This is a genomic window from uncultured Clostridium sp. (assembly GCF_947039605.1).
GTDB lineage: Bacteria > Bacillota > Clostridia > Clostridiales > Clostridiaceae > Sarcina.
Map to the genome: position 1 here is coordinate 50,215 of NZ_CAMQZG010000008.1, position 15,701 is coordinate 65,915.

Sequence of the window (15,701 nt, forward strand, 5' to 3'; positions counted from 1 at the left end):
TCCCTTAACTTTTAGACTTTCTCAAACTGAATTATATCAACTATATCATCATAAATCTTTAAACTCATTTTAAATTTATCTGTTTTATTTTCTTTAATTACACTCACAAAGAACTCTAAGTTATATATCCCTAAAATCTCTTTACTATCAATTTCTACGAGTTCTATTTCCCCTATTTTATAATCTGTACTCCCGTTATAAAATTCAAACATTTTTTTATCAATATGTTCTCTTGTTAATAATTTTATAATTTCTACTTCTCTTCTGTTATATTGTAGAATTATTAAATCTTTTTCTGATAAATACTCTTCTACAGTTCCCCAATTTTCAACTCGATTATAATAAGGGAGAGCACATTTAAAATAAACAATAATTGGCGATTTAAATAATTCCTCATTTAAACTTATAAGTTTTTTATCTGCATTTAATATTTTTCTAATATAACCCGCTAGTTTACTTCTAATTATAGAATTTCGCACTGCTATACTTTGAACATTCTCATCAGCCTCTATATTTATATGAAAATATAAAACATATCTATCATCAGATATAGCCCACTGACCTAAAATTTCATTTCTATTTGAACTTGTATTTCTAGAATCAAATCTTAAACCTATAACTAACTTATCATTTTCTTCTTTCTCAAGAAATGTATATCTTCTATGATTTACTGGTTGGTCTTGGTTTACAGAACCTTTATAATCACATATAACATTTCTTTTATTATTATCTGCCATTTATCTCTCACCTTTCTTAATTAATTCATATTATTATATGTAATTAAGATTAATGTGTGAGAAATGTTCCCCCTATTTATAATACTAACTAATTTTATTGATTAAATATTTTCTTTGCTATTTCAACCGACTCCTTAGCATCTCTAGCATAATAATCTGCACCTATCATCTGTGCATAATCTTCTGTTAGAACTGCACCGCCTACAAATACAGTAGTCTCAAGTCCAGCTTCTCTTATAGCTTTTATAGTTTCTTCCATACTAACTAGAGTTGTGGTCATCAGTGCACTAAGCCCAACAAGTTTTATATCCTTTTCTCTTGCAACCTCAACAACCTTTTCTATAGGAACATCTTTTCCAAGGTCAATTACATCATATCCATAGTTCTCTAAAATAACCTTAACTATATTTTTTCCTATATCATGAATATCACCTTTTACAGTTGCTAGTATTAGTCTACCTTTCGTAATTTTAGCCGCTCCACTTTTTACTAGGCTTTCTTTTAAAACTTCAAAAGCACCCTTAACTGTTTCCGCTGACCTTATAAGTTGCGGAAGAAATATTTCGCCTTTTTCATATTTTTCACCAACAATATCAAGTGCTGGTATCAAATCTTGGTTAACTATATCTAGCTCTACTTTTCCATGATTTAAAAGCTTTTGTGTTGCCCCCTTTGCCTCATCTTTTAAACCCTTAACTACAATTGTCAAAAGATCTCGTTCTTCATTATTACTAGATACAACCTTTTTAGTTGGTTCATTATTGGTCCCACCATATATATTTATAAAATTCTCAGAATCTTTATCCTCATTACTAAGAACCTTAAATGAATGTACAACATCCATCATCCCCTGAATATTAGGATTCATTATAGGTAAATCAAGACCTGCACCAAATGCTAAAGAAAGGAAAGTTTCATTTATAAGTTTTCTATTTGGAAGACCAAATGATATATTAGAAACTCCAAGAAGAGTTCTTACTCCTAATTTTCCTTTAACTAGTGTTACTGCTTTTAAAGTTTCTTTAACTTCTTTTTGCTGTGCTGATGCAGTTAAAACAAGACAATCTATATAAATATCTTCTTTTTTAATTCCATAACTTAAACATCTTTTAACTATCTTCTCTGCTATTTTAAGTCTATCCTCAGCCTTTGGCGGTATCCCATTTTTATCAAGAGTTAGTCCTATAACTGATGCTCCAAACTTTTTAATTATAGGAAGAATCGCTTCCATAACTTCTTCTTCACCATTTATAGAATTTACAATAGCCTTTCCATTGTAATATCTTAATGCACTCTCTATAACCTCTGGTCTTGTTGAATCTATTTGAAGTGGTACATCAAGAACTGCTTGTATATCTTTTATAACATTTACCATCATTTGTTTCTCATCTATCTTTGGTAGCCCTACATTAATATCAAGAATATCTGCCCCTGCCTCAACCTGCTCTATTGCTTGGTTAAGTATATAGTCCATATCTTCATTGATTAGGGCTTCTTTAAAAAGCTTTTTACCTGTAGGATTAATTCTCTCCCCCACAACTCTAACACCATCTATCTGAATAACTTTTGATGGTGTGCAAAGTGCATTTTGAATTACTCTCTCTCTTTTAGGTATTTCTCTTCCTTTTAAAATCTCTTTTACTTCACTTATAAATTCTGGAGTTGTCCCACAACATCCACCAATTATAGTCGCTCCAAGCTTAAAGAAATGCTCTGCCCCCTTTGCAAACTCTTTAGCAGAAATATTGTAAACAGCCTCACCATTAATAATATCTGGAAGCCCTGCATTGGCCTGAACAATTACAGGTAAATTTGTATGACTTACAATCTCCTTCACAACCGGGAATAACTGTTCTGGTCCAAGAGAACAGTTAACTCCAATAGCATCCGCACCAAGACCTTCTAAAGTTAAAACCATACTTTGAGCTGTACATCCTGTAAAAGTTCTTCCATTCGCTTCAAAACTCATAGATACTATAACTGGCAAACTTGTATTTTCTTTTGCAGCAAGAACCGCCGCCTTTGCTTCATATAAATCAGTCATAGTTTCTATAATAAACAAATCTGCTCCAGCTCTCTCACCTGCAACCATTTGATTCTTAAAGACATCATAAGCCTCATCAAAGCTCAAAGTCCCCATAGGCTCAAGCATTTCACCAATAGGCCCTATATCATGTGCTATATAGACTTTCTTATCACCTCTAGCTCTTTTAGCTATCTCTATAGACTTTGTAACTATATCAGATACACTAAATCCTATTTCATTTAATTTTCTCTCATTTGCACCAAAAGTATTTGTAGTTACTATATCTGCACCAGCATCTATATATTCTTTATGAACCTCAAATATCTTCTCTTCTTGCTCTATATTAAAAATCTCTGGATTCTCTCCAAGCTTCAAACCTTTCTTTTGAAGCATAGTTCCCATAGCCCCATCAAAAATCAAAATTTCAGAAGCTATTCTTTCCTTAATCCCCACACTTAACACCATCCTTTCTAAATTTGCATGTATTATAATTCAAGCAATTTTCACAAGTTCTTTTAAATCTTTTACTCTCCTCATTTTTAACTCCAAGAATTGCTGTAACAGACTTTCTTGGAGTTAAAAGATTTGTATTTGTAAGATTTAAACCTATTACTCGCCTTGCATTTAAAGTATCTAAAAATTCACCTTGAACACTAAGTGGTAAATCTCCATATCCCGGACTATATCTAAAACTAAGACTCTTCCCAAGTTTTTTATACTTTGTATAAATCTCATCTTCAATCTTATCACAAACTGCCTCAACGTAAGTTGTTGCAATAGAATCAAGTATAACTGTTTTAGTCATATCTCTTCTTTGTGATAATCTAATCATTTTTTCAATCTCATTTCCAAGAGTCACTGCCATAAGAATTACCTTATCACAATTTTCAAGACAACTTGCTATGTCATCACCAACTAATTTAAGTCTTGTCCCTTTAATTTCAATAGCATCATCAATTCTTTCAATTTCATATGTTTCAAAAACTTGCTTTGGAATTACTTTTTCTTTAACTTCATTTATACAACTATCAATTAATGAATTTAAATCCGCATCTATATCCTGACCTTTATGCCCAAGATACCTTAACACTTCTAATTTATCTATAAATATACTCTCCATAATAATCACCAACTTATTAAAATAAGACTATCTAAAAGATAGCCTTAAAAATTTAACCGTATATCTCTAAAGAAAATCCTTTATCTAAAGCATCTTTTGCATATTCTTTTGCTCCAAACAAAGATAAATCCTTATAATTTCCACACTGAATATCATTTGCTGCTGGAATTTCTGTAGCTTCTAATACTACCTTTAATGCATTTTCTAAACCTTTTTTTATTTCACTTGGGTCTTTATCTCCCCAAACACTTAAATAAAAACCAGTTCTACATCCCATAGGTGAAATATCTATAATATCTGTAATTTCAGCTCTTAAGTATGTAGCAAGTAAATGCTCTAACCCATGCATCGCTGCTGTTCCAAAACTCTCTTTATTAGGTTGTAAAAATCTTAAATCATACTTACTAACCTTGTCTCCTTTTACCCCATCAAGTGTGCAACACTTTCTAACATACGGTGCTTTTACAATTCTATGATCTAACTCAAAACTTTCTACTTTTTCCATTTTTAAATTCCTCCTAAACTATCTTTCTATTTAAAGATGTAACTATAGAAGTTACACTATCATTTATTTTACTTGCTACATAAGCATTATTCATTGTGTAAAGATGTATTCCATCAGCTCCACTAGATGCTAAATCTATTATCTGCTCTACAGCATAAGCTATACCTGCATCTCTTAAAGCAATCTTGTCATGACCATATCTATCTACAATTTTCATAAACTTATTTGGAAACTTAACACCACACATAGAAATAATTCTATCAATTTGCTTTCCATTTAAAACAGGCATAATCCCTGCCTGAATAGGTACATCAAGACCTAAGTTTTTAGATTTATCTAAAAATCTATAAAAATCATCATTATCAAAAAAGAGTTGTGATATTAAATGCTCTGCCCCTGCATCAACTTTTCTTTTAAGCATATCAATATGCTTATCTAAACTCTCATCTTTATTGTGTCCCTCAGGGTAACAAGCACCAGCTATATTAAAACTTCCAAAATCTTTAACAGTTTTAATTAAATCATCTGAATACCTATAATTCCCTCTCAAAGTTTCTCCCTCTGGTATGTCACCTCGAAGTGCAAGAATATTATTCACATTATTCTTCTTTAGATTTTCAAGAATCTCTCTCACTTCATCTTCACTTGAGTTTATACAAGTTAAATGTGCAAGTGATTCAATTCCATACTTATTTTTTATAAGTCCTGCTATCTCAGCAGTTCTATTATCCTTACTATTTCCACCAGCCCCATAAGTAACGCTAATAAAATCTGGACTAAGACCCTTTAATTCATCTAAAGTTTTATAGATAACATCAATAGATGAACTTGCCTTAGGCGGAAAAACCTCAAAGGAAAAAACTAATTCCTTACTATCAAAAAGTTCTTTTATTCTCATTTAAATTACCCCCAAATGCTTATTGCTAAAACAAAAAAAATAAAAAAATGCCTAAAGGGAGTATCCTTTAGGCACGAAATATCGCACAAATTTTTACCCTTATCTCTCAGAAATCTGCAGGACTTAGCACCCATAGTAAAAATACTATTGGTTGCTGGGCTTCATAGGGCCAGTCCCTCCACCACTCTAGATAAGTTATTCTTTTTTCTAATATTATACATTATTTCCTTTTAATTGTAAATAAATATATTTTAATATCATTTTCAAAAATATTGAATATTATAACTAATAATATAGTTTTCAAAACTAAACATTTTTAACTTGGAGGAATGATGGAATCTAATGATTTAAATAAACAAACTAGAATCTTTACTGCAAAAACAAAAGAAAATCCTACTATAAATGAATCTAAAAAAAGCAATTGTTCAGAATCCCAAGAGCCACAAAACTTAAACTATAATAAAACAAAATTTAAAACACCAATGGGCTCTTCTGGACATCTAGTTGGAGTCTTTCCTGTAATTTTATCTGAATTTGAAACAGACATATATTGCGAACTTAAATACAAATATCCTATCCACTCTATAAAAACAAAGGAAAGTAAAATCATTGTCAAAAAATTTAAGCTTGTCGCAAAAAATAGAAAGCTACTAATTGAAGGTTATGTTGAAAAGAAACTTTTGATATGTTTTGATGTGCAAAGAAAGGAAGAAAATACTCTTATAACTATTCCATTTAAAACAATAGTAGATATTACTTATTCAAATGAACCTAAATATGATACAGAATATAAAAGTAATTCAAAAAATAACTGTTCCTCAGAACATTTTTTTTCACCAGCTGAAAAACTTTTTTGGGTTCATGAATATACTAAACTTAAAGAAGAATTTGAGGAAATAGAATATTCAAATTCTAAAGAATATGTAACAAAACTTATTATAACTCTTGGACTTTCTATCCTTCAAAATCAAAAAGTTTTCATACCAGAACCTTGTGGTGATGCTAATGTAGTAGCTGAGTATGATGCTTGTGGAAACATTAAAACAGCTAATGAAATTGCTCATGTAGAAGTTGGTTTTGATACTAAAAAAGGGCTTGTAGCAAGAATTATTAAACAATAAAATATTATATTAAAATTGTGTCAAAGTAGTTTACCTAACATAGTATATACTATGCAAAGCAAATAAATTAATAACTTAAGATAAAACGGAGGTAAATTTTATTATGAAACTTAATTATTGTAACGAAGACCCTAACTGTTGCTGTACACCAGATCCAATTTATTGTGACTGTGAGCCTAGAAAATATTCAAAATGTGTAACTAAACTAAGCCCTTGTGCTCACCCTGTATTATTTGAAGCTTCTTCTGGTTCAACAACTAATGTTCCTCATTCATTTGATATAACAGGAGCTATCGCTGTAACTGTTAACCCTAAATCACTTGTATGTCTAACACTTGATACAAGTTGTTTAAAAAACCCTGTATCTCAAATAGAATTTTCAGCTCAAGTATTTATTAAATTCGCTGCTGCTCAAACAATGCCAGCAAGAATAGAATTTGAACTTGTTAAATGCGAAAATGGATGCGAAACAGTTTGTGGAACATGGACTTACTCACACTTTAATCAAGCAGCAGTTGCTAATGATGAAGTAACACACAACTTTAGCTTCAAAAAAATAGAAGGTAATGCTTGTCCTGCATGTACAACTTATTCAGTAAGAATAGTAAATGTAGTTCATACACCATTAGAGCTTTTAATATTTGATGTTAAAAATCCAACATTATGCGCTATGGCTAAATCAGGATGCTAATTTAAAGCAAACTCCTGATAATTTATAAGTGAATAAAAACTTAATAAAAAGGGAGGTGCACAGGCAACTCCCTTTTTATTAGTTATATTTATTTATTACCTCATAAAAATCTTCTCTAATTTTTATTCCATCAAGTTCTTTAAGACTTATCTTAACAGTACCACCAACAACCATATTCTTTTTAATCTCTATATCAGTTTCAATTTTCTTTTTTTCGTTAATAGTATCCCAAATAAACACACTCTTACCATTTAAACGGTTAGATATTTTAATCATATTAACTATACTTTGTTTATATCTTTTTTCTTTATTAAGTTCTTTGAGTTTACTCTTAACTCGTCGATAACTTTCATTTACTTCACCAACAATAAGCATTCTATACTTTTCTAAAGCTATACTTCTCTCTTTTGCTCTTGGGAATTTTTCTATCTTCCAATCAACTACTTTTGATATATAAAATTCATACGGTCTATCTAAATCTTTTTCAATTTTCAAAGGATTATACACACCTTTACTATCAACTCTAAATAACCTTCTTGCCTCAACTTCTTCTTCTGTCACATATCTTAAATCAAATTTTTCATCTTTTTCTTTAAATATCTCTTTTACAAACTTATCTAAAACCCATGTTTCACATTTTAATTTTTCTATATCATAAAGATATCTTGCTATTGTTTTCTCATCTATTAAATTTGAAATTTTCTTATTAGTAAGTTTCATATTTTTCAGATTTATTATACAAACCTCTTGGTTATAAACTTTTATAATACCTTTTATAAGTTTTTCTTTTCTTAAAATCGACTTAGCATTTTTAGAAAGAATACAACAAACTTCATCTGTATTTATATTTCCATTAACAACTAATTTATAATCTCTATATATGCAAGCATCCAATTTTAATTTATTAACCTGATTTTGAACTTCACCTTTAATCTTAACTCTCATACCTATATTCAGTTTTTTATCACCAATAGTTATATCTGTTACTTCACCAAATCCAACCTCTGGTCTTTGAAACTCATACTTATCCTTAACTTCTTTTTCCTTAACCCCAATCCTCCTATACTTATATGAATAATCCCATAAAAGCTTACATTCATCATCACTCATAATTTCATTTAAAAGTTCTAAAAGACATATTGGCTCTTTATCTTTTATAATCTTAGTATTTTTTTCACCCAACTTAAATCTTTTATCCCTATCATTTACAAGTGACTCTAGAAGTTCTATTGCTCTGCCTTTTTCTATAAAAGAATTACAATTAACTAAGCTATCATATACAAATTGATCACCACTTAGCTCTATGGCATTTTCCATATTGTGCATATCATCTACAGCAACATAATATCTTGCTAACGCATAACTTAAATCATCAAGATACTCTTTCTTAATAGCCTTTTTAGTTGATTTAACTTTAAGGTCATTAATAACTAAATCATCATTTAACACAACAATTATATTTTCCTTGTTTAAACTTAAAGTCTCTATTTTTTTATTATCATAAAACATTCTCTTTTCATTTACTATAAAGAACTCATCATTGCTTATCTCTATATTTACTTCCTCACTATTATTGACTCTTTGAACCTCACTTATAGCAACTTTATAATAGTCCTTAATATCACTAATGTGATTAAAACTCCCATTATACGAATAACTCGACACTTCCTTTAGAAAACTTCTATCATAATAAAACCCAAGTCCTATAGCACTAAGTGATACTTGTCTTTTTCTTAATCTTTTAACTATATCAAAACAACTTTTTCTCTCAGCTTTTTGGTTATCTAGCTCTGCTATATATCCATCTGTAAATAAAATTATATGTTGCTTTACGCCCTCTATATCCATATCTTCAATTATTTCTTCAGTTCTTTTTAAAGCACTAGAAAGCACAGTATTTTCTCTTGAATAAACTTCTTCATCTATGTTCTTATATATTCTTGTTAACCTATATGAATTATCATCACACTTAATAGCCCTTGCAATAAGAGTAACATCTTTCTCTCCTGAATAAAGAATTATAGAAACATAGTTGTTTTCTTCTTTTTTCAAAACTTTCAAAGTCTCTTTCATGCTTTTTTTAAGCTTATCAATAACATCCCCCATACTCTTTGAAACATCAATTAAAAGTATATGGTGATTTATACAATTTGTTGATTCAGCATTTAACTTTAAAGAATAAAACTTACAATTTTTATTATTACTTTCGAACATCAAATTTTTTTGGCCTAAAAATTCAATATTAGTCCTTCCTACCTTCATCACAATTTCTCCTAAACTATTACTACAAAATTCCTTCATTTTATTTAAATATATGAAGAATAGAACTTTTTAATGTATTTTTTTGATTCTATATTATTTTTTAATATTTTAAAGAATCAAAATTTATAAAAAATAAAAAGATTGCACTCTCATGCAATCTTTTTACCTTATTTTTATAATCCTGATTCTTTAAATTTAGTTTCCATAAAGTGTGTTTGCTTATGAAGCAGTGGCTTTAAGAATCCAAGTAAGAAGAATACTCCTGCAAATATTAATAATGATATAACATCATTTTGCACATAACTCCAAATCGGACCTGCTATTGCCTCTCTAAATCCATCAAGCGCATATTTAAATGGCCATAAGAACTCAAGTTGTCTAAATATTTCTGGGTTTGTTTGAATTGGATATATAGCCCCAGACCCTGCAACTTGGAATACCATGATTACAACACATAATGCTTTTCCCATGCTTCCAAATAATGAAACAAGAGTATAAATTATCATTGTAAATGTGAATGAACATAGCCAAGCTATTCCCATCATAAGCCACATATTATAAGGACTAAAACCTAAAACAAATTTATCTCCAAGAGTTACTATAGTTGTCTGAACAAATGATAATGTTAAGAATAGTAACATCTTTCCAAAATGAACTTGTAAATGATTAGGCTTATCCTCCTCATTGTTTTTTGCTTCTACTGTAAATAATGAAGTAAGTAAAAGTGAACCTACCCATATTGCAAGAACAGTATAGAATGGCATAATTCCAACACCAAATGCAAAACTACCATAAATTTCTTCTTGTTTAACATTTATAGGTGAAGCTAAGAATGAAGAAATTTTCCCTGGATTTTTACTAAGCATATCTATCATTTTATTTAAATCTGCATCATTAACCTGCCCTGCTTTTTCTTGCAGTTCGTCAAGTGTATTTTTAAATCCATTAATCTTTGTCTTTAATTCATTAGCTTTTGAAACTGTCATATCACTTGTTGAAATACCAAAGTTTGCAAGTGATTGAAGTTGTGGAACTAATGATTTACTGCTTTCTAACAATGAATTTGCATTGTTTAAACCTTGTGTAAGATTTGATGATAAATTATTTACAGTTGGAACCACACTTGAATACATGTTACTTGATAGTGCAGTTACACTATTCATAAGATTTGTATTCATAGTTTGAAGTCCTGTAAGCTTAGCATTTACATCTGCTGCTTTAGCTTCCCCTTTTTCATATAAACCTTTTATAGAGCTAAGTTGATTTTGCTCTGCAACAATAAGAGCTTTTACATCATTTAGCTTTTGAATACCAGCTGAAATTATAGGATTTTTAAACTGATTATTTATTCCCTCTAAAAGATTTATATTTTTATCAACTGCTGCTATAAGTTTATTTGTAACACCAATTGCATTATCAATTATAGCTTTTTGACTAGAATTATCACCCGCAGTATCACTTAACTGCTTTAACTGACCTATAAGATTGGATAATTCATTATTAGTATTTGTAATATTGGGAGTATTACTACTTATTGAACTAGCAACTGAATTTACATTATTCTGTGTTGAAGAAATAAGACTTTTACTAGCTTCAACTACTGATTGTAATGAATTTATTTGTCCTGTTATTTGAGGTAAATCATGTTTCATAATATCAAGATAATTAGAAAGCTTTGTTGCACTCTCACTTGAATTATTTATGTTACCCTTTATCTCTGAAATTTTTGTATCAGCTGAATCCATAACACTTTTAAGCTGATTTAAAACTGGCTCACTAGTTTTAAGTTTTTTACCTAAACTATTTCCAAGTGCTATAGTTTGCTCATTAACTGCTTTTACAAAATTATCTGTAATCTGATTAGTTAACTGTTCATTTGCTACCTCTGTAATTTTTGTAGCAATAATATTAGTCTTATCATTAACTTTATATATTATTGTTGGTCTCATAGTATTAGCTGTTGTAAGTGATGCTAAATCTTGTGAAAAATCTTTTGGAATTATAATAAGTGCATAATACTTACCATCCCTAAGTTGTGCATCCCCAGCCTCTACAGTTGTAGGCTTCCAACCTATACTTGTATTGGTTTTAAGCTCATCCATAACTTGATCTCCAACATTCATAATCTTTCCATTAACTATTGTCCCCATATCTTCATTAACAACACCAATAGCTATATTAGCTGTATTCACATATGGATTCCAGTTAGCTTTAAGAGTGATCCAAGCATATAGTGAAGGAATAAAACATATCCCAACTATAACAAGTATCGCCGCTCTATTCGTAAATATCTTTTTTAAATCTTTAGTAAAAATCTTAAATATCTTTTTCATACACTCACCTCCTATTCCCCAATTCCTGACTCTTCAAATTTCTCTTCAAATTTAGTTAACTTACCATGTAACTTAGGTTTAAAGAAATATCCTAAAAGTAAGAATATAATTGAAAACGTAGCGAGTGCAATCAAATCACTTGCCACATGAGAGAATATAGGTCCTGCAATTGCTTCTCTAAATACATTTACTGCATAACTAAAAGGCATTAAAGGTTCTATAATTCTAAAGAATAATGGTAAAACTTGAATTGGATAAGTCCCACCAGTTCCTGCAATCTGAATAACCATTAAAACTATCGCAATAGCTTTTCCAAAGTTTCCAAAAATAGAAACTAAAGTAAAGATTATAATACTGAAAGTTATAGCGGTTGCTATTGATACTCCAACTAATAATGGAACACTAGCTGCTTGAACTCCTAAAAGATACTTATCTCCTAGTGCAACTATTATAGCCTGAATAATTGCTATAACCATAAATGTAAGTAACTTTCCAAAATATCTTTCTCTAATACTAATTTTCTCTAATCCTTCAAAATTAGGAGGATTAGTTTTTAAAAGTGAAGTTAGTAAAAGTGAACCAACCCAAAGTGCTAACACTGTATATATAGGTGTCATTCCTGAACCATAATTATCAATTTTAAATATTGATTCTTGGTGTATATTAAATGGTGTTGAAATGAAATTACCCATAATAGCTGGATTTCCTTGAAGTACAGCTATCATTTGGTCTAAATTATCATTACTTATACTTCCAAGATTTTTTGCAAGTTCTGATATAACTCCAGTAAATTGATTTAATGTAGTTTTTAAACTTGCAGCTGTCCTTGCGGCCATCTGTGTATTTGAACTAGCTGAATTAACAACATCCTGAACTTTTCCTACAAGCCCATTAGCCTCATTTATAAGGCCTGCTGCTGTTTTAGTTGTATTTGAAAGGTTACTTCCTATTGATTGAAGTTGACCCTTTGTATTGTTGTTATAATTATCTATAGCATTTCCAAGTGAATTAGAAATTGAATTAGTTCCATCAGTTAAACCTGTAATAACTGATTCTTTAACTTTTCCTGCTTGGTCAATACTACCTGATGCAATTCCTAAACTTTTAATTTGATTAGAAACTGAATTCTTAATATTTGTAACATTAGTAATCATTTGTGTTACATACTTATTATTTACTGTCCCATTTATCTTTTCTAAGAAAGTAGTAATAGCACTCAGTGATGTCTCAACATTAGTAAGTCTATTCTTTGCATTAGCAATTGTAGCCTTTGCTTGCTCTGCTGTAACATTATCTGTATTAAGACCTGCTAAAGAATTTTGAACATTTTGGACATTCGCTTTCGCAGTACTTAAATTCACACTAATATTATTAAATGCTGAATTTAAAGTAGAATTTGTATTATCAATAATTGAACTTGTATTTACTGTAATACTTTGAACATTACTAAGACTTGAGCTAATTGCTGGCAATGCAGTTTTAACTGTATTTATATATGTCCCAAGACTAGTTGCTCCTGAACTAACACCATTTAAAACATTATTTATAAGTCCCATATTATTATTAATATTAATGATTGACTCTTTAAGATTAATTATATTTTGCTTATTCTCATTTAATTTATCACCAACCGCATTTAATTTTGTAAATAACTCTGAGTTAACAGATTCAACAAAACTCGTTTTAATTTGAGTGACTAATGTTTGTTCAGCAACTTCCGTAATTTTATTTGCTACCGGGTTTACCTTTGTATTAACTTTATAAATAATATCTGCTTTTGTAGGATTTTCTGTAGTTATACTAGCTAAACTTTCTGAAAAGTTTGCTGGAATTTCAATCATAGCATAATACTTACCATCAACAAGACCTACATTTCCTTCTTCCTTGCTCACAAACTTCCATCCAATTTTATCATTTGAATGAAGCTCATCTATTATACCATCACCTATATTTATGTTTTTCCCTGCAAGTGTCGCACCTTTATCTTCATTAATGACCGCAACTGGTAGTGTTCCTGTATTTGAATACGGATCCCAAGCTGCTTTTATATTAATCCAAGCATACAAAGATGGAATAATGCAAAGCCCTACAATTATTAAAAGTGCTATTGGATTTGTAAAAATACTCTTAATATCTCTTTTAAAAACTTTGAAAACATTCCTCATGTAACATCGCCTCCTCTTTTGTTTAATATTATAGTGTCTTCTTATTTAGTGAAATTTATTTAAAATAAATTTTATTTCTTATATTAAATATATCAAAAATTAGTTTACAAGTAAACTAATTTACACTTAATAAAACCTTACTAACACTAAACACAAAAAAATAGCTTACTAATCCGCATTAGTAAGCTATTTTACTCTATTTAATAAACTTTCTCTCTAGTTACCGTCTCATACTTATCAACTAAACTAGTATCATCTTCCCCATTGCCTTTATCATCATTTCTAAATATAAATTTAAGCATTACTGGTGTAACTATAGTAGTTACAACAACAACTATGACAACTGGTGCAAGAAACTTAGGATTCATAAGCCCAACAGCTATCCCTTTACTTGCAACGATCAAGGCAACTTCACCTCTTGAAACCATTCCCGTTCCAATTTGGAAAGCCTCTTTATTATTATACTTACAAAGTTTTGCACCTAAAGCACAACCAAATACTTTAGTTGTAACTGCTATTATTAAAAGTAACAATGTAAATAATACTATAGTACCATTCATCTCTGTAAGTTCAACTTTTATCCCAATACTCGCAAAGAATATAGGTGATAAAATCATATATGATAAGGTTTCAAATCTAGCATTTATATAATGTGTTTTTGCTGTATTCGATATAATCAGACCTGCTATAAAAGCACCTGTTATATCTGCTACTCCAAAGAACTCCTCAGCAACAAATGAAAGAAGTAAACATAATGCAAAAGCAACTATAACAAATCTTCTTAAATCAGCCTTATAATTTGCAACCCACTTCATGAAAACAAAATGGAAAACAACCCCCATAATAGCGGCAAATACAAAGAATAAAATTATCTTTAGAAGAACTATTCCCACATTTACAGAAGAATCTGCCATACTTGTTATCAAAGTAAGACCTATTATTCCAAGGATATCATCTATCAGTGCTGCTCCAAGTATTGTATTACCAGCTCTTGTATTAAGCTTACCAAGCTCTTTTAAAGTTTCAACAGTAATACTTACTGAAGTTGCAGTTAAAATAATCCCTATAAAAATATTTTCTAGCATAGCTTTTCCACCTACACCATCATTAAAGAAATGTGATACTATAAATCCCCCGATTAAAGGTAACAAAACTCCCATTATAGCAACGCAAAATGAAACTTTCCCTGTCTTTTTAAGTTCTTTTATATCTGTTTCTAGTCCTGCTGTAAACATTAAAACTATAACTCCAAGTGACGCAATTTGCTGAATAAAATCAGTTTCATGCAAAATATCTAATGCTGCAGGTCCAAGTACAAGACCTGCAATTAAAGCCCCTACGACTTGTGGCATATGCAATTTTTTTGTAATTAAGCCTAAAAGTTTAGTGCTTAGCAAAATAATTGCAATGTCTAGCAAAAATTTATGTGACATTACAATTGTCCCCCTTAAATTGAATTCTAAAGAAAATTATATTCCTATTTTAACTTCTCTACAAACCCCCTTTTTATCCCTTTCTTTAGATTTCTATCTATTTTAATTCATTGTTACCTTTACATAGCTAAAATACATTTCTATCCTCTGTGTACCTCTCTATACCTCCATTTTTTGTATTTATTAACAATTATTAACACTTTATTAAAGGTTTATATATTATTTTTTAATAAATTTCTGATATTTCAACTTATATATTTCTGATTTCAAAAATATTATCTCATACTTCAACTGTTTTTCTTAATCAGAAACTATAAATTCACATAAACTTTATCTAATATTTTTTAATATCTATTAAAACTTGAAATTTGTATACTATAATAAGGAAAGATAAAAAATGATGGAGGTGA

11 protein-coding genes and 1 riboswitch are annotated in these 15,701 nt (G+C 29.7%); of the genes, 2 read left to right on the plus strand and 9 right to left on the minus strand.

What is annotated here, in order from left to right:
- Window positions 1-11: 11 nt before the first annotated feature.
- The 5 genes from Q0V24_RS04530 to metF form a co-directional block, all read right to left on the minus strand.
- Window positions 12-737: a staygreen family protein gene (locus Q0V24_RS04530; RefSeq protein ID WP_297518998.1), complete on the minus strand. Its 726-nt coding sequence runs from the start codon at window positions 735-737 to the stop codon at window positions 12-14.
- 94 nt (window positions 738-831) lie between these two features.
- Window positions 832-3,216 carry a homocysteine S-methyltransferase family protein gene (locus Q0V24_RS04535; protein WP_297519000.1) on the minus strand — a complete coding sequence of 795 codons (2,385 nt, stop codon included), beginning with the start codon at window positions 3,214-3,216 and terminating at the stop codon, window positions 832-834.
- Window positions 3,206-3,883 carry a vitamin B12 dependent-methionine synthase activation domain-containing protein gene (locus Q0V24_RS04540; protein ID WP_297519002.1) on the minus strand — a complete coding sequence of 226 codons (678 nt, stop codon included), beginning with the start codon at window positions 3,881-3,883 and terminating at the stop codon, window positions 3,206-3,208. Before Q0V24_RS04540 ends, Q0V24_RS04535 begins: the two co-directional genes overlap by 11 nt.
- A 52-nt stretch (window positions 3,884-3,935) precedes the next feature.
- Complete coding sequence (locus tag Q0V24_RS04545; protein WP_297519004.1) at window positions 3,936-4,388, minus strand: S-ribosylhomocysteine lyase; 453 nt, start codon at window positions 4,386-4,388, stop codon at window positions 3,936-3,938.
- Window positions 4,389-4,401: 13 nt separating this feature from the next.
- Entirely contained in the window at window positions 4,402-5,286 is an 885-nt protein-coding gene (metF, locus tag Q0V24_RS04550; RefSeq protein ID WP_297519007.1) for a methylenetetrahydrofolate reductase [NAD(P)H], read from the minus strand.
- A gap of 96 nt (window positions 5,287-5,382) precedes the next feature.
- A riboswitch (SAM riboswitch) is annotated at window positions 5,383-5,483 on the minus strand.
- 132 nt (window positions 5,484-5,615) lie between these two features.
- On the opposite strand from metF, the gene Q0V24_RS04555 reads away from it, so the two are divergent.
- Together Q0V24_RS04555 and Q0V24_RS04560 are read left to right on the plus strand one after the other, a co-directional pair.
- A complete protein-coding gene (locus Q0V24_RS04555; RefSeq protein WP_297519009.1) occupies window positions 5,616-6,407 on the plus strand; it encodes a hypothetical protein in 792 nt (263 codons plus the stop codon).
- 103 nt (window positions 6,408-6,510) lie between these two features.
- Window positions 6,511-7,098: a DUF4489 domain-containing protein gene (locus Q0V24_RS04560; RefSeq protein WP_297519011.1), complete on the plus strand. Its 588-nt coding sequence runs from the start codon at window positions 6,511-6,513 to the stop codon at window positions 7,096-7,098.
- A 78-nt stretch (window positions 7,099-7,176) separates the two neighbouring features.
- Here Q0V24_RS04560 and Q0V24_RS04565 read toward each other — a convergent pair whose 3' ends face one another.
- From Q0V24_RS04565 to Q0V24_RS04580, 4 genes are all read right to left on the minus strand, one after another.
- The gene (locus Q0V24_RS04565) at window positions 7,177-9,360 is read right to left on the minus strand and encodes a vWA domain-containing protein (protein WP_297519013.1); all 2,184 of its coding nucleotides are present in this window, start codon (window positions 9,358-9,360) and stop codon (window positions 7,177-7,179) included.
- A gap of 173 nt (window positions 9,361-9,533) precedes the next feature.
- Entirely contained in the window at window positions 9,534-11,693 is a 2,160-nt protein-coding gene (locus Q0V24_RS04570; protein ID WP_297519015.1) for a YhgE/Pip domain-containing protein, read from the minus strand.
- A gap of 11 nt (window positions 11,694-11,704) precedes the next feature.
- Complete coding sequence (locus tag Q0V24_RS04575) at window positions 11,705-13,858, minus strand: YhgE/Pip domain-containing protein (RefSeq protein WP_297519017.1); 2,154 nt, start codon at window positions 13,856-13,858, stop codon at window positions 11,705-11,707.
- Between the two features lie 200 nt (window positions 13,859-14,058).
- On the minus strand, window positions 14,059-15,291 hold the full coding sequence (locus Q0V24_RS04580) for a cation:proton antiporter (protein ID WP_297519019.1): 1,233 nt from the start codon (window positions 15,289-15,291) through the stop codon (window positions 14,059-14,061).
- Window positions 15,292-15,701: the final 410 nt, after the last annotated feature.

What these genes read in the sequence shown, in the direction of transcription:
- Q0V24_RS04530 (WP_297518998.1), bottom strand. Translation starts at nt 737, where the DNA reads ATGGCAGATAATAATAAAAGAAATGTTATATGTGATTATAAAGGTTCT.
- Q0V24_RS04540 (WP_297519002.1), bottom strand. Translation starts at nt 3,883, where the DNA reads ATGGAGAGTATATTTATAGATAAATTAGAAGTGTTAAGGTATCTTGGG.
- Q0V24_RS04545 (WP_297519004.1), bottom strand. Translation starts at nt 4,388, where the DNA reads ATGGAAAAAGTAGAAAGTTTTGAGTTAGATCATAGAATTGTAAAAGCA.
- metF (WP_297519007.1), bottom strand. Translation starts at nt 5,286, where the DNA reads ATGAGAATAAAAGAACTTTTTGATAGTAAGGAATTAGTTTTTTCCTTT.
- Q0V24_RS04555 (WP_297519009.1), top strand. Translation starts at nt 5,616, where the DNA reads ATGATGGAATCTAATGATTTAAATAAACAAACTAGAATCTTTACTGCA.
- Q0V24_RS04560 (WP_297519011.1), top strand. Translation starts at nt 6,511, where the DNA reads ATGAAACTTAATTATTGTAACGAAGACCCTAACTGTTGCTGTACACCA.
- Q0V24_RS04565 (WP_297519013.1), bottom strand. Translation starts at nt 9,360, where the DNA reads ATGAAGGTAGGAAGGACTAATATTGAATTTTTAGGCCAAAAAAATTTG.
- Q0V24_RS04570 (WP_297519015.1), bottom strand. Translation starts at nt 11,693, where the DNA reads ATGAAAAAGATATTTAAGATTTTTACTAAAGATTTAAAAAAGATATTT.
- Q0V24_RS04575 (WP_297519017.1), bottom strand. Translation starts at nt 13,858, where the DNA reads ATGAGGAATGTTTTCAAAGTTTTTAAAAGAGATATTAAGAGTATTTTT.
- Q0V24_RS04580 (WP_297519019.1), bottom strand. Translation starts at nt 15,291, where the DNA reads ATGTCACATAAATTTTTGCTAGACATTGCAATTATTTTGCTAAGCACT.